Genomic DNA, 16,743 nt, shown 5'->3' with positions numbered 1-16,743 from the left:
ATCAATAGGGCTAATTTCTCATCGTTTGAAAAAGTTCTTAATTGCCGTAATTACTTGATCTTGAACTTCGGTTTGAATATTTGGCCATATAGGAAGGCTCAGCACTTCTGCAGCAGCTTGCTCAGACTCAGAGTAAGACTCATGAATCTCGCTAAAAATCGGAAGTTTATGCACTGGTGTAGGGTAATAGACCATTGTGCTAATTCCTTGCTCCTCTAAGTAAGTCTTTAGCAATTCTCTTTGATCATCGGAAACCCGAATCGTATATTGATGAAAAACATGAGTGCATTGAGGACTCTCTTCCGGCGTTACAATTCCGGGCAAGTCCTTTAATGCAGCTGTATAATACGAAGCTGCCTGCCTTCTTTTTCCGTTCCACTCCTTTATGTACGGCAATTTTACCCGAAGGATTGCCGCTTGCATTTCATCGAGTCGCGAGTTATAACCCACCAGTTCGTTGTAATATTTCTTTTTCGAGCCGTGAGATCGAAGCATTTTCGCGACTTCAGCCACTTTGTCATCATTTGTAGTGAGCAATCCTCCGTCACCATAGGCTCCGAGATTTTTGGAAGGAAAGAAAGAGAAGCACCCAACATCGCCTACAGTCCCTAGCATGGAATCCCCAAATGTACCTCCAAATGCTTGGGCCACATCCTCTATGATTTTCAAATCATACTTTTTAGCTAAGCTCATAAGTGCATCCATTTGCACAGCTTGTCCAAACAAATGAACTGGTATGATTGCTTTCGTTTTATTTGTTATTTTTTCTTCCAAACCGTCTACTTTAATATTGAAAGTGACAGGATCGATATCTGCAAAAACTGTGCTAGCACCGACATGTTGAATCGCTTCTGCCGTTGCATAAAACGTGAAGGGTGTCGTTATCACTTCATCCCCTTCCCCAATCCCTAGTGCCCTCAATCCTATAACCAATGCATCTGTACCAGAATTAAGTGTAATCGCATGCTTAACACCTAAAAAATCTGCTAGTTCAGACTCCAATGCTTTTACTTGTGGTCCCATAATGAACTGCCCTGATTGCAGAACATCTTCAAATGCTGTGAACAACTTTTCACGAAGGAATTGTATTTCTTGCTGTAAGTCAAGAATAGGAATTTTGCTCATTGTCCCACTTCCGCTTCTTCATGATAGATATCCATTTCTCCACTTTCCGCTTTTCGATAGGTCCGATTGCAGCTAGCACACTTTGCGGTCTCCGAATCAGCAGTAACCGCCAAAGCTTCACCACACTGGCATACCCAGCCAATAATTCTTGCAGGTACTCCTGCCACTAAAGCATAATCAGGTACATTTTTTGTAACAACCGCACCAGCTGCTACGAACGCCCATTTCCCAATCGTTACGCCACATACAATAGTTGCATTGGCTCCAATAGAAGCTCCGTACTTGATTGTTGTTTCATAATAATCGTCGCTCGTGTTGCGTGGAAAAGCCGAACGCGGTGTTTTGACGTTTGTAAAAACCATGCTTGGACCACAAAACACATAGTCCTCCAAAATCACCCCTTCATATAATGAAACGTTATTCTGGATTTTAACATGATTTCCTACTCGTGTATGATTCGCAACAAAGACATTTTGTCCAAGATTACATCCTTCACCAATTTCTGCTTTACCCATAACATGAGAGAAATGCCAAATCCGTGTTCCTTTTCCGACCTTGGCCCCTTCATCGACGTATGCTGACTCATGCTTGAAGAACTCGTCGCTCAATGCTATTCTCCTCCTTTTCAAGGAGTCTGGATGCTTGCTCCAAAATACGAACAACTTCCATTCCATTCTTTCCATCTGATAGAGGTAGTGCTCGGCTTTGTATGCAAGCAAGAAAATGTTCACATTCGTTTTTTAGCGGATTTTCCGTACCACCCTGGTAAACGATTTCCTCTCCGGTAGACCAGTTTTGTAAATCGCTTCCTACACCCTTTTTGTATAAGGTAACGATCTGTTTATCTTCTTCATATACCAGAAACCCTTCCGTTCCGGTAATAACCATTGATCTCTTCTGTATTGGCCAGAGCCAGGATGTACGTAAATGTGCTTGGATACCATTTGCAAAGTTCAAATGAAGATGCGTATCGTCTTCGACAGTCGGTTGAACGATGCTTTGGCCGTTTACTTGTATAGAAACAGGCTCTTTCCCAATTAAATACAAGAGAACAGCAATGTCATGGACACCGAAGCTCCACAGCACATTTTCCACGGAACGAACTCTTCCAAGCTTCATGCGCTCTTGATGAATGGAGCAAACTTTGCCGATTACATTTTGGTCTAGAAGCTCTTTCATTTTCTGAATAGCCGGTTGATACAGCAAAAGATGTCCGACCATTAGAATTCGATCTGTATTTTTGGCGACCTCAACCAGTGATTTAGCCTCTTTCATAGAAAGTGTCATAGGCTTTTCTACCAGTACATCTTTGCCAGCGAGCATCGCCTGTACCGCTAATGTATAATGAGTAGGCGCAGGAGTTGCAATCACAACCCCATTGGCTTCAACTGCAAGTCCTTCCTCAAGTGAAGAGAATATTGATACATCAGGATATTCCTTTATCAACTCTACATGTGAACTAACATTAGTTTCTACTACACCAGCAAGCGCACCTAGTTCGTAAAATGTTTTCACATGATTAATCCCCCAATGCCCTGCCCCTACAACTATAACTTTTTGCATTTCCTTACACTTCCCAACTTTTTTATAACCGGAAATAGTGGTTTTTATGTTCAATGGCCTGCATTGCATTTCGCGTATCAAACAACACTTCCGCATATTCTCCAATCAGCTTGTAATCATAATCGGAGTGATCCGTAGTTAAAACCACAATATCAGCAGAGCGTAGATTTTCTTCTGATACTTCTATTCCTTCGTAATCCGTACCTTTGTAACTAAAATGCGGAATTTTAGGGTCACTAAACACAACATGAGCACCTTTTTGCTTAAGTATCTCAATGATTTTTATTACTGGAGACTCCCTGTAATCATCAATATCTTTTTTATATGCGATCCCTAGCAAATATACTGTTGAACCATTAATCGGCTTGCAAAATTGGTTCAATATGCCGCCGATTCTTTCCACAACAAATTCTGGCATGCTATTGTTAATTTCCCCTGCGACTTCGATAAGCCGGGTGTGATAGTTGAATTCTCTTGCTTTCCATGTCAGGTACCAAGGATCTACCGGGATGCAGTGTCCTCCGAGACCTGGACCTGGATAGAAGGGCATAAAACCATAGGGTTTTGTGCTAGCCGCATCAATTACTTCCCAAATGTCTATGCCCATTCGATTGCATAGAATTGCCATCTCGTTTACTAGAGCAATGTTGATATTACGGAACGTATTCTCCAGAATTTTTTCCATCTCCGCTACTGCAGGGCTGGATACCTGGTGAACCTTCCCCTCTAAAACTTGTTCATAGAGCATGGCGGCAACTTGCGTGCAATCCTTTGTAATGCCTCCGACTACTTTTGGAGTATTTTTCGTATTATATACGCGGTTTCCTGGATCTACCCTTTCAGGTGAGTACGCCAAGTAAAAATCTACACCGCATTTTAAACCAGTTTCTTCGAGGATTGGTAAGACGATTTCCTCTGTCGTTCCTGGATATGTGGTGCTTTCCAGTACAACGAGCATTCCAGGGTGCATGTGCGCAGCTACTGCCTCAGCAGAAGCTTTAACATATGTAATGTCAGGCTGTTGGTATGAATCTAACGGAGTAGGCACGCAAATCGAAATGACATCCAGATCGCGAATGAAAGAGTAATCTGTCGTTGCGGTTATCATGCCTGTCTGGACCAATTCTCTTAATTCGTTTTCTACAACATCCCCAATATAATTGATGCCTTGATTGACCATATCTACTCTTTTTTGCTGAATGTCGAAACCAAATACGCGGTAACCTGCTTTCGCTTTTTCAACAGCCAACGGGAGACCTACATAGCCGAGACCAATGACGCCTAAAGATGCTTTTCGCAATTTTATTTTGTCTATTAAAATATCTGTTAAGTTATCTGTTAAAATCTCTGTGAAAGGAGACATACTCTATCACCCTTGTCGATCAAATTAGATTAACATTAAGTTCCTTTTAATATTCTCGCAGGGTTTCCCGCAACTACCGTTCTCGTTGCCACATCATCCAATACATTACTTCCCATACCAACTAAACAGTAGTCTTCCAATGTAAGATCACCTTTAATTTGGCTTCCCATTCCCAAATAGCAACTTCTCCCGACCGTGACCTCTCCAGCAATGCTTACATTTCCTGCAATAATTGTAAAATCGCCAATTTCCACTCCATGATTAACAGTGACGTGTGGAGAAACAATCACACAACAATTTAGGTGAGCACCTGGCCCAATAACAGAATACGGCATAATGAGGCAGCCTTTATCAATTCTTGCTAGTCGAGATACTACAGCACTTGGATGAATAATCGTTTCCAACTGGAATTGACCGATTCCAATTTTTGTAAATATCTCTTCCCTCTTGTAATAATTGTTCGGACTACCTAAAGCAAACACAAAAACTGAGTCTCTGAATTTGTTAGCTTCCGCTATCGGTCCTAAAATAGGAATCTCAAGTATACTCTTATTCCACTTTTCCTTGTCATCATCTAAGAAGCCTTGGCAAATGTATTCTTGTTTCCCAGAGAGGAAGTTAATAAGGTTAATTGTTTCTAACACTTCTATTCCAAGAGGACCTGCTCCGATAATAATAATTTTCTTCACCTAAGCACCTCTCGTAATGTGTGAGAAATATATGTGATCTCTTCTTCCGTTAATAAAGGATGTAATGGTAGGGCCAAGCCTTTTTCATAGAACAATTTAGCATTTGGAAACTGATTCAAGCCGAAGTGATATTTATCCTTATAGTAAGACATCATATGAATTGCTTGAGCGCCTAAATTGGCTTCAATTCCTTTTTCCGCTAGACATTTTATCACTTTTGCTCGCTCATGCTTAGAGTTTAGAACTATCATGAAAGTCTGCCAAGAGTGGCCATCTATCATTTCTGGTAGGCTAATATCCTCTACACTTTCAAGCTCTCTTTTATAAACTTTCACAAGCTGCTTTCTTCTCTCAAGGTTATACTGAAATCTTTGTAACTGAAGATTTCCCAAAACAGCTTGAAATTCTGTCAATCTATAATTGAATCCAGGGACTATAAAATCAATTGATCCATCTTCAAGCCTTTGGATTCCATGATTTCTAAGTATGTTTATTTTTTGATGAAGAGATTCACTTTTCGCAACGATAGCTCCACCTTCGCCCGTTGTGATAGACTTTCGTGGATGCCAAGAAAAGCATCCGATATCCCCTAAGCACCCTACGTGTTTGCCATTGCTAATTGTACCTAAAGCACATGCTGCGTCTTCAATAACATACAAATCATGCTCTTTAGCAATATTCATGATGATTTCCATATCTGCGGGTGCACCAAATTCATGAACTACTATAATTGCTTTTAATTTTTCTGGACCAGTCCAAGTCTTTATTGTGTCCTTTAACTGTTTGGGATCTATGTTAAAACTTCCACTTGTAACATCTACGAGAACTGGTCTTGCTCCCTGTAATTCGACAACATTTACGGTAGCTGGAAAAGTAAAGGATGGGGCAATAATAGCATCGCCTTGTCCCAATTCTAATGCAGCTAAGGCAAGATGCAACGCAGCAGTTCCACTGGAAACAACAGACACATAATTAGCCTGCATGTATGTCGCTAAATTTTGTTCGAATTCCTGGACTCGTCGCCCTTGGATAAGCATTCCAGATTGTAATACCTCAGTCATTGCATGAATTTCATCTGAACTAATATAGGGTTGTGTTAACCTTATCATCAGTAATTCCCCTTATAATAGTCTGCTGTGTATTGAATCCCTTCCTCTAGATCCACCTTTGCTTCGAAATCTAGCAGTTCTTTTGCTTTGTTTACTTTAGGTACACGAAGCTCGATATCTGCATGTTCTTGTTTTACAAATTGAATAGTTGATTTTGAATTCAAAACTCGAATAATCGTGTTTGCCAAACCATAAATCGTTGTAACTGCTCTTTCATTTCCAATATTAAACGACTCTCCTTTCGCTTTAGGAGAAGTCATGCATCTTAATATTCCTTCTACCATATCGTCTACATAGCACCATGCCCTAATTTGTGTCCCATCTCCGTGAATATACAATGTTTCATCTCTTAGAGCTCTGACAATAAAGTTGCGAATAGCCCCTTCGCCCACTTGTCCAGGTCCATAAATATTAAAAGGCCGGACCGTTACTGTTGGAAGGCCCTGTTCTTTATAATACGAATATGCCAAGTGCTCTTCCGCTAATTTACTAACTGCATATGTCCATCGTGCTTCGCCCACAGCTCCTAAAACAGTAGAACTTGTTTCTTCTGAGCGAAATGCAATTTGACCAAATACTTCACTTGTACTAAAACAAACGACACGCTTGCAAGTTAATAAAGTAGCCGCTGCTTCCAACACATTTGCTGATCCGATCATATTTACTTTCATTGTTGTGATTGGGCTTTTGATAACAGTATCAATTCCTGCAACTCCAGCAGCATGAATTACATACGTTGAGCCCTGTATGGATTGTTTCAATGCATCCAAATCCAGAACGTCACCCTTAATGACAGTAAGATTTGGATGATTATAAAAATCCTTTGATTCTAGCGCATTCCTAGCAAAATTATCGTAAACAATCACCTGGTTATTTTGAATCAGATTGCCGATTAACGTCGATCCTATGAATCCAGCCCCACCGGTTACAAAAATCGTTTCTCCTTGAATGTCATGAGAATACATGGTGTCCCCTCTTATCCTTCATTTAGATATAAATCTATTAACTCAGCACTCACCTTATTTAAATCATGATAAGTCTCTACATACTTTCTGCCACTCATTCCAAGTTCTTTTCGTAGTTCAAAGTCTTTCAACAGCATTTCTATTTTTTCAGTAATCGTTTCTGGATTGGCTGAGACAATCGGAAGTTCCTTAGGATAAAACTCTTTCATGAAATCAGCAATATAACAAATCACCGGTTTCCCCATAGCCATGGCCTCCAATGACAATAAACCATGACTTCCACCAAGTATTTGGTCCAGAATAATATCGGCATCCTGATAAATTTTCTTCGCTTCTTCGTGAGAGGTATTTTGAATCAATGTAAAATTAAAATCATACTTACTCTTTAAATTCTCAATTGCTTGCATGATGTATTTCGTACCCTTATATTCAGGTGAAGTCGGTGCATGCACAATTGTTGGCTTATTTTTTCTCGGTTCATATTCTTCTGCTGGTCGATAAACTGTTGTATCAATCGCTTGGCGAATAAAAGATACTTTCTTATAGTACCCTTTTACATATTCATACAGTTCCGCATCGGCAACAATGCAATGATCTATATGCTGTCCAAGATAAGATAGCAGTCTCTTTATTTGCTCTTCATCTTGGTCTTTTACTTTTATGAACGGATTCAACTTTGTTGCGATTGATTTCATACGTACATCTGATCCCCAATGATGCATGAACACTTTCTTCCCAGCCTGCTTTAATAGCAGCAAGTCTGAAAGATTAGGCAGCATCGAGGTTCCAAAGTGAAAATGAAAAACGTTGAAGTGTTGTACAGATTTTTCAAGGATTTCTAAAGTGCTTTTTTGTATTTCTTCGGTATCGTTAATCTTAGATAAATCCATCGTATAGTCACATTGATAACCAAGATAGCTCGGAGAAAAGTTCAAAGACCGTGCATACACGTTATTATTTTTCAGACCCGTTACCAAATGATTCATTTGATTTGCAATTTCCATTGTTCCATGCAACACAGATAAAGATGCCATACTGCCACTATTAACAAAGTCATGTTTTTCTGCATCTACCTCAATGGAGTGAATGATGCCTTCTTTTTGAACCCTTACATTTAATAGATTGGTTTTATATTTCAAAAATGGACTCATAACTGGGTAAACACTCGTGGCTTCACTAATATATTTTATAGCTACCTTCATATTGTTTGTTTCGATTGCTTGTTTATATAAATACATAAGTATAAAAAACTGTTCTTCTTCATTTTCAAGTGTCTTATAGATTAGACGAATTCGGTCCATCTGATAGTAAAATTGAATGCAGTTCAATCCATGTTCAATGTAGCCACTAAAAAGTTGGTCCTTATCAGGTCCTACTTCAGTATCGTCCTCTAGTGCCACAATAAGCAAAACATATGAAACGCATATATATATTCGATTCCCTTGATAATCGTCTTGTCTTAATTTGACTTCCGACAGCAATTTTCTAAGGGGAATTTTGCTTTCTGCATTTAGGTCAATCAACTCTTTAATGACTTTTCTTACTGTTGTACTCTTTAATTTTTTTAACTCTTGCCAAAAAGTCGTGCTATTTTGCATTAACGGTTCGAATACCTCTGCATAGAACAAAGGAATTTCGTTCATATCGTATTTGGCTAAAAATGCTTTAGCTTCTACCCACGCTTTATCTGTACTAGCTGCACGAACATTGTTAAATTGGTAATATCGCCCTTCACCTTCCTTGAAAGCGAGTGACAATTGAATTTGTTCCTCTTTATCTACGGTTTTGCGGTGTGTTTCTAAATCTGTAATAAATCTATTCTTAAACTCTTCTGGTAAAGAGTCATAGTATTCACGTAAACGAGTAAATTGTCTTCCATCTAGAAGTACTTTTGTATACAACCTGATTTTGGCTTCGTTATCAATAACTTTTTGTAGATGCTCTTCAGCTTTCACATAATCTTTCTGATTGTAGTGATAATGAGCGATTTTAAACAAAATCTCATACTTGGAATTATCATCCAATTTGTATAACTCAATTAATCCATTGTCTTCGAATCCATCTTCAGTAAATTTTTTATGGAGCTGCAAAAACTTAGTACGAGATTCGTAAGCCGCTTCTTCATCACGGAGCTTTTCGTGACAATATCCCAAATAATATTGAAGATCAATATAATTCTCGTTAATATTCAATCCTTCATAACATACCTCTCTTGCCTCTTCATACTTACCTAAAAGACAAGCCATTCTAACAAATTCATTAAATACATAAATGTATTTTGCTTGTGTATCAGTATCTTTTTCTTTTAATAAGGAATAAGCAACCTTCCCTTGATCATATGCCTTCTGTAAATCGTCATGCATGGAATACGTTCTACACAGTTGGAAGTGATAGTAGATGTTTTGTGGATCTTTCTTTAATTCATTAATAAGCAGGGTGCTTGTTCTTTGAAACTTTTTTTCCATCAATTCTGCATCTTCACTGTTATAACCGTAATGGTTTAAAAATACATCCGTGATAGATAAAATCGGCCCTTGAAATTGTGGTTGATTATGCACAGAACCTTGGTAACAGAAACCATTATTTCGAAACAGACGTTCTGATTTATTCACTATAAAAATACTATAGTCAGAAGAAATGAAATTTTTAACTTTAATTACAATGGTATTAAATTGAAGGAGTTCGGGTCGATCAAGCAATAAGCTCAGCTTCTCGGGATCTTGCAATTCTTCATCTGCATCAATGATGAATAGCCATTCCCCCGTTGCATAAGAGATAGAGATATTACGCATTTCAGAAAAGTTTCCGTTCCAAGCATGAAAGTAAACTTTTTGCGTATAACGCTGGGCAATTTCAACCGTTTTGTCAGTTGAACCTGTATCAACAACTACTAGTTCCACATCTGATCGGGCCATCAAAGGCTGCAAGCTGACTAAACATCTATCCAGGTTTTTTTCTTCGTCTTTTACGATCATGCAAATGCTGAGCTTAATTTTCTTATCCATCGTTAATCGTCCCACTCCAGAGGTCTAATAATGGTTGTAGTTCGTAATGTAATAGATCAGCAACATAGAGGTAATCGTTACTTTCCATCTGCTCAAGTACTTGAGTTAGTTTTTCATTTAGCTCTTCAATTGAAATAGCTGGATAGGTGGAGCTAATGTGAGGTAATGCTTCCAACAATGTATTTACATCCTCCAAGAAGAATAACAGTCGTTCATTACCTTCTTGATTTTCACCTTTTCTAAACATGTCGGCAATGGTCAAACATCTGTCTTTCAGATTGTTTATCAGTTCTTTTGAAGTACGTGCAAGCAAATAAATATTTTCCATTTTTCCTCCTAAAAGGTAGTAAAAGCCAACATCACGTTGGCTTTTACTATAAATATTCAAGACGTAAAATTAACGGAGAAGTTGCAGTACGCCTTGTGGTTGTTGGTTAGCTTGAGCCAGCATCGCTTGAGCAGCTTGCGTCAGAATGTTGTTCTTCGTGAAGCCCATCATTTCTTTCGCCATGTCTACATCGCGGATACGGGATTCAGCAGCGCTCAAGTTCTCAGAAGCTGCACCCAAGTTATTGATTGTGTGCTCCAAACGGTTTTGGAATGCACCCAATTTTGCACGTTGAGTCGATACATCTTCGATAGCTTTGTTAATAGCAGAGATGGATGCTTCAGCAGCGGAAGTCGTTTTTACAGAGATACCATCAATGTTCAATGCTTTAGCTCTCATGTCTTCAATGCTAACACGCATAGTTTGAGAAGAGTTAGCACCAATTTGGTAAGTCAAAGAAGAATCAGAAATGTCATTTACAGCAGCACGGGAAGTAACAGTTGCTTCCTTACCAATGCTCAAGGTAGACAAAGTCGCCAAGGAGAGTTTTACACCCAAAGTGGCTCCACCAATTGCAAACGAAGTAGCAGCAGCACCATTAATAATGGTAGATGCAGTTTTTCCTCTTTGATCAGTCCATTCAATTTTGAAGGAAGAAGTACCTTGTTTCTCGGAAATACGAATATTGTAAGAAGAGTCAGCTACTGTCGAAGCGCCACCAGCAGCTTTAACACTTTTGAAGACATCAGATGTTTTTTCATTAATTACAACGGTGCTAGCCTCAGTGTTAATACCGCTCTTAGCACCGTTCAACAGTTTTTGCGTGTTGAACTCAGTTGTGTTAGCAATACGATCAACTTCTTCGATCAATTGGTCGATCTCTTTTTGCAGTTCTGCACGGTCAGAGTCTGTGTTAGTATCGTTGGAAGATTGAACAGCCAGTTCACGCATACGTTGCAGAATGCTGTGAGTTTCAGTCAGCGCACCCTCAGCTGTTTGGATCAGGGAGATACCATCTTGGGAGTTCTTTTGAGCCATGTCCAAACCGCGGATTTGACCACGCATTTTTTCAGAGATTGCGAGACCCGCAGCATCGTCACCAGCACGGTTGATACGCAGACCGGAAGACAGTTTCTCCAAAGATTTAGCAGAGTTTGCTGTGTTTGCAGACAGAGCACGGTGAGTGTTCATTGCAGAAATGTTGTGATTAATACGCATGTGTTTTTCCTCCTTGATAATTAAGGCCACGTCCATGTGGCTCTTTTAATTAGGGATACCACCCAATCGCGCGCTTGTGTGATTTCCCTCTCACTATATATATCGGCTAAGCATGAGCAGCAGTTTAGCATTTTTATTACTAGAAATAAAAAAATCTGACGAAATTTGTAGGTTCGCCAGATTTATGAGTTAGCTTTTCTCTTCTATCCACTTTTTCATCGTCTCCCAGTCTACTTTGGACTGGGAGGCAAGCTCATTTTCTTCTTTGATTCCTATATATATCTCTTTGCGGTGAACACTGATTTCCCTTGGGGCACTAATTCCTAAACGTATCGCATCCCCATCTACTGATACTACTTTCACTTCGATTTGATCCCCGATCATAATCGACTCGCCCATTTTCCGAGACAATACCAACATCAATAATCACCTGCCCCTTTAACCGGTTTATCCTGCTATGTAAACAGGGGATGACGCAATGAGTATTTCTCTTCATTTAGAATAACCTGTTTGGCCATCCGATTATTACGGTTAATTACAATAGGTGCCTTCAGATTGATGGTTACCTGTCCTTTTTCCCGAAGCGTAATAATGTTGAAGACAGCAACGGATATCTCCTCTTCGTCCAAACGCAAAGCCGCTTTTGCATAATCTGGCAGATCAAATTGATAATCTGGTACAAAAACAAATGGATCTGCTAGCCAAAAGCCTATAGACTCATCTTCTGTCGACTGCATTTGAAAAAATGGTACATTTGCATCCTCTTTGCTAATTTGAAAAAATTGCATCTCGGGGAAACCCGGTAGCCCATCTTCAAAAAAAAACTTACCAACGGAGATATCTTGGATTCCTGACATTTACATGTCTCCTTTATTTATATCCTTTGATCCACGTGTAAGCCGGCAACTTCAATTTGCAAGCTATTCCAACGGAGTATATACGGTTCCACTTTGCCAGGCGTGTAGTTATGAATAGGCTTCTTAATCTCCGGATCCATTGTGGCTCCACGTTCCTGTACTTGAATATCAAGTGGTTGCAAGTCATATCGCATCTCGATTCCATCCCCAACCAAAGAACCTGCAGCTATGATCTCCGAATCTCTCGGCATTGATTCCTGTTCAGAAATTGCCACAACAGCATCCGTTTTATTTTCTATGGCTCTTAATTGGTCGCCTTCTTGACTAATGTTCGCAATCGCTTCCATAGCCATACGATATCCGTAGTCTGCATTATCTCGCGTTCGTCTGAGCGGTCCGCGCATATCGATATTTTCACGAGCTTCACTTGAATCTATCGTCAGTGAGCCCTTCGCTTGACGTATTTCGATAATCGCTGCCTCTTGGCGCAAATTAAGTTCTGCTTGTGGCTGTTGAATATCCTGCACTGGTCGATTAATATTCAACCCTAACTGAGCATACGTCTGTTGCATCTGAATCTGAGGAATACGCATCATCCATACGCTCCTTTCCCCAAAATACTATCGCAGAAAATCAAGCAAGGTAGGTTGGATGATTCTCGAACCAGCTCCCAGAGCTGCACGATGGACATTTTCTTGAGTTTTCAAGTTTGTAATCACTTCAGCAACATCAGCGTCTTCGTTGGTACTCATCAGCCCGCTCACATTGACTTCCTCGGTTGCCAAACGAGCGTGCACCAATTCAATCCGGTTTACTCGAGCTCCCAATGCCGCTCTTTCCGCCATTAAATTATCCATTTGAAAATCCATTTTTTCTAGCATATCATTCGCCGGAGCTCCTGTTGACAAGTTTGAAACAACAGCATCCAGAAGCTTGAATACGTTATCTCCATCGGCATCTTTCTTATTGAATATTGTCTGACCATTCACATTGATTGGAACGTAAACTTGTTTACTAACTTCCAACCGAATCTCCGATGTGTTTTGATTTACGAAATCTCCACCCTGATAAGGTGCAGTCAGAGTATCTGTTCCCGCAAATATGTAACGCCCACCAACCGTTGCGTTCGCAATGCTTCCAAGTTGGTTCTTCAACTGTTTAATCTCTTCTCCCATGGCGATCAACGAATCATCCGCCAAGCTAGCATCCCCGGACTGTACCAGAAGCTCCCGAACACGTTGCAATACATCGGTCGCTTGATCCATCGAATCATCTGACAGTTCCAGCCATGATTGGGCTTCTGTTGCGTTGCGTTGGTATTGATTATTCTCCATAAGCGACGAGCGATAGAGCATCCCCCTCGCTGCCACCACTGGATCGTCAGATGGCTTGGCGATTTTACGTCCAGAAGAAAGCTGCTCTTGATATTTATCCATGATGCCCATGGAGTTATTTAGATTTCTCATCATGTTATTATTGAGCATATTTTGCGTGACACGAATTGCCATATTCCTCACCTCTTCTTTTACCTACAGTAATTTTACAGTCCTACCCGTCCCATTCCGTTAATGATCTTGTCTAATACCTCATCACAGCTCGTCATTGCACGTGCAGCAGCACTATAGGCATGCTGGTATTTTACTAGATCAGACATTTCTTCATCGATCGACACACCTGAAACCGATTGTCTCTGAGTATCAACTTGCCCTAACAACAATTCTGAATTCTTTTCCATACGTTGAGCTTCTTGACTATCTACACCTAGTTGAGCGATTGCATAACGGTAAAAGTCATCTAATGTAGTAGTTTCCGGCTGAGTAGCTGAGCCAATGGAAAGAGAAAGGGACTTGTATTTAATACCTGCAATAGCCAATGCATTGGAACCATCACCTTGGAATGAAGTTCCCGCTGACGCTCCTGTCGTTTCGACTGATGCCGCAGCAAGCGAATTTAGACTTGCCATAATGGCTGGATTTACTTGTAATTTAGCAGAGCTCGTAGGATACGTTTTTGTATTTGGATCTGCTTTTACAGCGTCAGCATCTACAAAAAACGGCAAATCTGCAAGAGGCCCACCAGGATTTGTTTTTCTGTTTTCAATATCATTTAGGTTCATACCCTTGCGATGCAAATCGTTTATTTCTTTTGTCATATTCACCGCAAGAATATTTAACCGGTCAAGCATATTTGCAACTGGTCCACTTATTTTTGATTGACCAGTGATAGGATCGACTACCGGTAGCCCGCGTGCTTCCATCGTACCCAACAGTCCGCCAGATTGCGGTACAAAAGCTTCGCCACCAAGTGTCACATCAAATAGGTTTGTCGTTGGATTCCTCACTACCCCCATAGCAACAGCTTGTGAACCATTGACTAGTTCCCTTCCATCAACAGTTACATTAATCATCCCGCTTCCAGCATCAGTAACTCTTACATTAACCAGCTTACCTAACTTGTCTAACAACAAATCACGTTGATCGTACAAATCATTAGGCTGGTAACCATGCGGCACCAAGTCTCCAATTTGTTTATTCAAATTAGCTATTTGATTTGATATTGAGTTAATATCTATGACTTTTGTAGAGACCACATTATCCAAATCTGTCTGCAAATCAGTCAGAGAAGTAGTAAGTGCCGTAAATGTCTCTGCAACCGCAACAGCCCTTTGTCTTACTACTGCACGTGCAGACAGGCTCTCTGGCTCTTTGGATAAATCTTGCCAGGACTTCCACAATTCATCCATAACCTTTTGCAAGCCCGTATCTGAAGGTTCATTCATGATTCCTTCAATTTTACCCAAAGCATCTCTTTGAGCTTCCCAATAACCAAAATCCTTATTTTGGTTACGGAATTGCAGGTCCAGATAGTTTTCTCTCATTCGTTGGATACCAACGACATTCACACCTGTCCCTAATAATCCCGCTTCGATATTTGTTTGTAATCCTACATAAGGCAAGCCCGTCGTAGCCTGCATATTCACGCGCTGGCGACTGTACCCTTCCGTATTCGCATTGGAGATATTGTGTCCCGTTGTATTTAGCGCGGACTGTTGAGCGAACAAGCCGCGTTTGCTGACTTCAATTCCATGAAAAGTAGAGCGCATTTCGACACCTCTTTACGCTTTTTTGTTAAAAAAAGTTCGATTAGCCTGACGATACGTATCCGAGGTCGGCCTTCCGTAAATGTAGTCGTCCTCGGGCGTATCTGTGATCAGGTCGAGCGTCATGTTTACAAAAGAAAGGGATTGCTCCAGTAACTGCTGATTCAGGTCGTTAGCATCGCGCAGTTCGGTCACAATCCGGCTTAGCTCATTACGACAGGAGGTGAGTCGCATCTTCTCTTCCGCACTGGTCGTCAACTTGATCAATTCAGCCAGTGTGCCTTCTTGCAGCGCAAAGCCCTTCTGTGCTGTCAGTTCTTTTACGACTTGCTGGCGGGCTGCTTCAGCTTCTGTGACGCCCTTGATCAGTTTTTGCTCCTGGCGTGTAATGGCTACCAGTTCATCCACATTCCCTTTTACCAGCACTTCTTTCTTGTGCATGGCTAAGGTGTACAAGGCTTTGTGCAACTGGATCAAGTTGTCGAGCAGATCGTAGAGTCTATTCATTCCTTGCTTCTCCTCATCTTCCATCGAAAACTATTTAAAGAGGCTGTTCAAAAAACCTCTTTAGATCTGCGGTTACAGCTTTTTCCAAAAGGACAGGAGCTTATCAGCGATCCGCTCACTTGAGACGTGATATTTTCCTTCCTCCACTTGCTTCTTCAACTGCTCCACTTTTTCCCGACGTTGTGGAGAGTTGACATCTTCTACTTGCTTTTGCATTTCCAGCGCTTCTGTGGAAATGTTCACTTCATCCTTGCCCATCGGGATTTTGCCGCTTTTGCCTACCTGGTTGTTGCCTGTCTTGTTGTAAGCATTGATCATCCCGACACGGTTAGGTTCATTAATCCGCATCTGATTACCATCCTCTCATACCAACGGTCTTTTCATAGAAAAAACCGATGACACCTCTTAGTAGTATCATCGGCAATTTCATGATGTACGATTAGTTTTTTTGCATAAAACTATTCGTCACTATTCTGCTTTCTTCGATAAGCCGCTTGGGCTAGTTGGGCTCGTTGGAATTCCTCCAACCTCTGTTCTACCTCGGTTTCTTGCGTGATTTCGTGCTTCAAGCCTTTTAGACAAGATTCGCATATGTTGCCTGCCCGAATCAAAAAACCGCAGCGTTCACATGGATAGCCAAGGTTGGGATTGCCAGCAACCGAAATGCGCCCTTCTTTGATGAACTTCGTGATTTGCTTCACGCTCACGCCGGTGGCTTCGCTTACCTGGTGAATATTCGATCCGCGATTTTCGCGCTTACGCAAAAACTGGGCGCATGTCTCATATTCTTGTTCCACTTCTTTATAACATTTGGGGCAAATGTCACGGACTGCTTGTACAAATACAGCATCACACCGCGAGCAGTTTGCCAACTTGCCCATAGACATATCGGACAACCCCTTTTCCGTTCAGAA

At 40.7% G+C, this 16,743-nt stretch carries 18 protein-coding genes; all 18 read right to left on the bottom strand.

What is annotated here, in order from left to right; genetic code table 11:
* Positions 1-18 precede the first annotated feature (18 nt).
* Entirely contained in the window at positions 19-1,125 is a 1,107-nt protein-coding gene (locus EL268_RS02130) for a DegT/DnrJ/EryC1/StrS family aminotransferase (protein ID WP_106656008.1), read from the bottom strand.
* On the bottom strand, positions 1,122-1,733 hold the full coding sequence (locus tag EL268_RS02125; RefSeq protein ID WP_232030224.1) for an acyltransferase: 612 nt from the start codon (positions 1,731-1,733) through the stop codon (positions 1,122-1,124). Before EL268_RS02125 ends, EL268_RS02130 begins: the two co-directional genes overlap by 4 nt.
* Positions 1,708-2,688, bottom strand: coding sequence for a Gfo/Idh/MocA family protein (locus EL268_RS02120; protein ID WP_106656010.1), 981 nt, complete (start codon positions 2,686-2,688; stop codon positions 1,708-1,710). The genes EL268_RS02125 and EL268_RS02120 overlap by 26 nt, the downstream gene beginning before the upstream one ends.
* A 22-nt stretch (positions 2,689-2,710) precedes the next feature.
* Entirely contained in the window at positions 2,711-4,051 is a 1,341-nt protein-coding gene (locus tag EL268_RS02115) for a nucleotide sugar dehydrogenase (protein WP_106656011.1), read from the bottom strand.
* 35 nt (positions 4,052-4,086) lie between these two features.
* Positions 4,087-4,740 carry a NeuD/PglB/VioB family sugar acetyltransferase gene (locus EL268_RS02110; protein WP_106656012.1) on the bottom strand — a complete coding sequence of 218 codons (654 nt, stop codon included), beginning with the start codon at positions 4,738-4,740 and terminating at the stop codon, positions 4,087-4,089.
* On the bottom strand, positions 4,737-5,849 hold the full coding sequence (locus EL268_RS02105) for a DegT/DnrJ/EryC1/StrS family aminotransferase (RefSeq protein WP_106656013.1): 1,113 nt from the start codon (positions 5,847-5,849) through the stop codon (positions 4,737-4,739). The genes EL268_RS02110 and EL268_RS02105 overlap by 4 nt, the downstream gene beginning before the upstream one ends.
* Positions 5,849-6,814 carry an NAD-dependent epimerase/dehydratase family protein gene (locus EL268_RS02100; RefSeq protein WP_106656014.1) on the bottom strand — a complete coding sequence of 322 codons (966 nt, stop codon included), beginning with the start codon at positions 6,812-6,814 and terminating at the stop codon, positions 5,849-5,851. The genes EL268_RS02105 and EL268_RS02100 overlap by 1 nt, the downstream gene beginning before the upstream one ends.
* Positions 6,815-6,825: 11 nt before the next feature.
* Positions 6,826-9,819, bottom strand: coding sequence for a glycosyltransferase (locus EL268_RS02095; RefSeq protein ID WP_106656015.1), 2,994 nt, complete (start codon positions 9,817-9,819; stop codon positions 6,826-6,828).
* The gene (locus EL268_RS02090) at positions 9,812-10,147 is read right to left on the bottom strand and encodes a DUF8042 domain-containing protein (protein ID WP_106656016.1); all 336 of its coding nucleotides are present in this window, start codon (positions 10,145-10,147) and stop codon (positions 9,812-9,814) included. Before EL268_RS02090 ends, EL268_RS02095 begins: the two co-directional genes overlap by 8 nt.
* A gap of 69 nt (positions 10,148-10,216) precedes the next feature.
* On the bottom strand, positions 10,217-11,365 hold the full coding sequence (locus EL268_RS02085) for a flagellin N-terminal helical domain-containing protein (RefSeq protein WP_106656017.1): 1,149 nt from the start codon (positions 11,363-11,365) through the stop codon (positions 10,217-10,219).
* A gap of 189 nt (positions 11,366-11,554) precedes the next feature.
* Positions 11,555-11,785: a carbon storage regulator CsrA gene (csrA, locus tag EL268_RS02080; protein WP_106656018.1), complete on the bottom strand. Its 231-nt coding sequence runs from the start codon at positions 11,783-11,785 to the stop codon at positions 11,555-11,557.
* Positions 11,786-11,820: 35 nt separating this feature from the next.
* Positions 11,821-12,222, bottom strand: coding sequence for a flagellar assembly protein FliW (locus EL268_RS02075; protein ID WP_106656019.1), 402 nt, complete (start codon positions 12,220-12,222; stop codon positions 11,821-11,823).
* A 17-nt stretch (positions 12,223-12,239) separates the two neighbouring features.
* On the bottom strand, positions 12,240-12,818 hold the full coding sequence (locus EL268_RS02070; protein WP_232030222.1) for a DUF6470 family protein: 579 nt from the start codon (positions 12,816-12,818) through the stop codon (positions 12,240-12,242).
* A 24-nt stretch (positions 12,819-12,842) separates the two neighbouring features.
* Complete coding sequence (gene flgL / locus EL268_RS02065; protein ID WP_106656020.1) at positions 12,843-13,730, bottom strand: flagellar hook-associated protein FlgL; 888 nt, start codon at positions 13,728-13,730, stop codon at positions 12,843-12,845.
* Between the two features lie 32 nt (positions 13,731-13,762).
* A complete protein-coding gene (flgK, locus tag EL268_RS02060) occupies positions 13,763-15,325 on the bottom strand; it encodes a flagellar hook-associated protein FlgK (protein ID WP_106656021.1) in 1,563 nt (520 codons plus the stop codon).
* A 12-nt stretch (positions 15,326-15,337) separates the two neighbouring features.
* Positions 15,338-15,829 (bottom strand): flagellar protein FlgN, encoded by a 492-nt coding sequence (locus tag EL268_RS02055; protein ID WP_106656055.1) that lies wholly within the window; start codon positions 15,827-15,829, stop codon positions 15,338-15,340.
* A gap of 72 nt (positions 15,830-15,901) precedes the next feature.
* Positions 15,902-16,177 carry a flagellar biosynthesis anti-sigma factor FlgM gene (flgM, locus tag EL268_RS02050; protein WP_016742371.1) on the bottom strand — a complete coding sequence of 92 codons (276 nt, stop codon included), beginning with the start codon at positions 16,175-16,177 and terminating at the stop codon, positions 15,902-15,904.
* Between the two features lie 110 nt (positions 16,178-16,287).
* Positions 16,288-16,716, bottom strand: coding sequence for a TIGR03826 family flagellar region protein (locus tag EL268_RS02045; protein ID WP_106656022.1), 429 nt, complete (start codon positions 16,714-16,716; stop codon positions 16,288-16,290).
* Positions 16,717-16,743 lie beyond the last annotated feature (27 nt).

This window comes from Brevibacillus brevis (genome assembly GCF_900637055.1).
Taxonomy (GTDB): domain Bacteria; phylum Bacillota; class Bacilli; order Brevibacillales; family Brevibacillaceae; genus Brevibacillus; species Brevibacillus brevis.
This window is presented reverse-complemented; position numbering and strand designations above follow the sequence as displayed.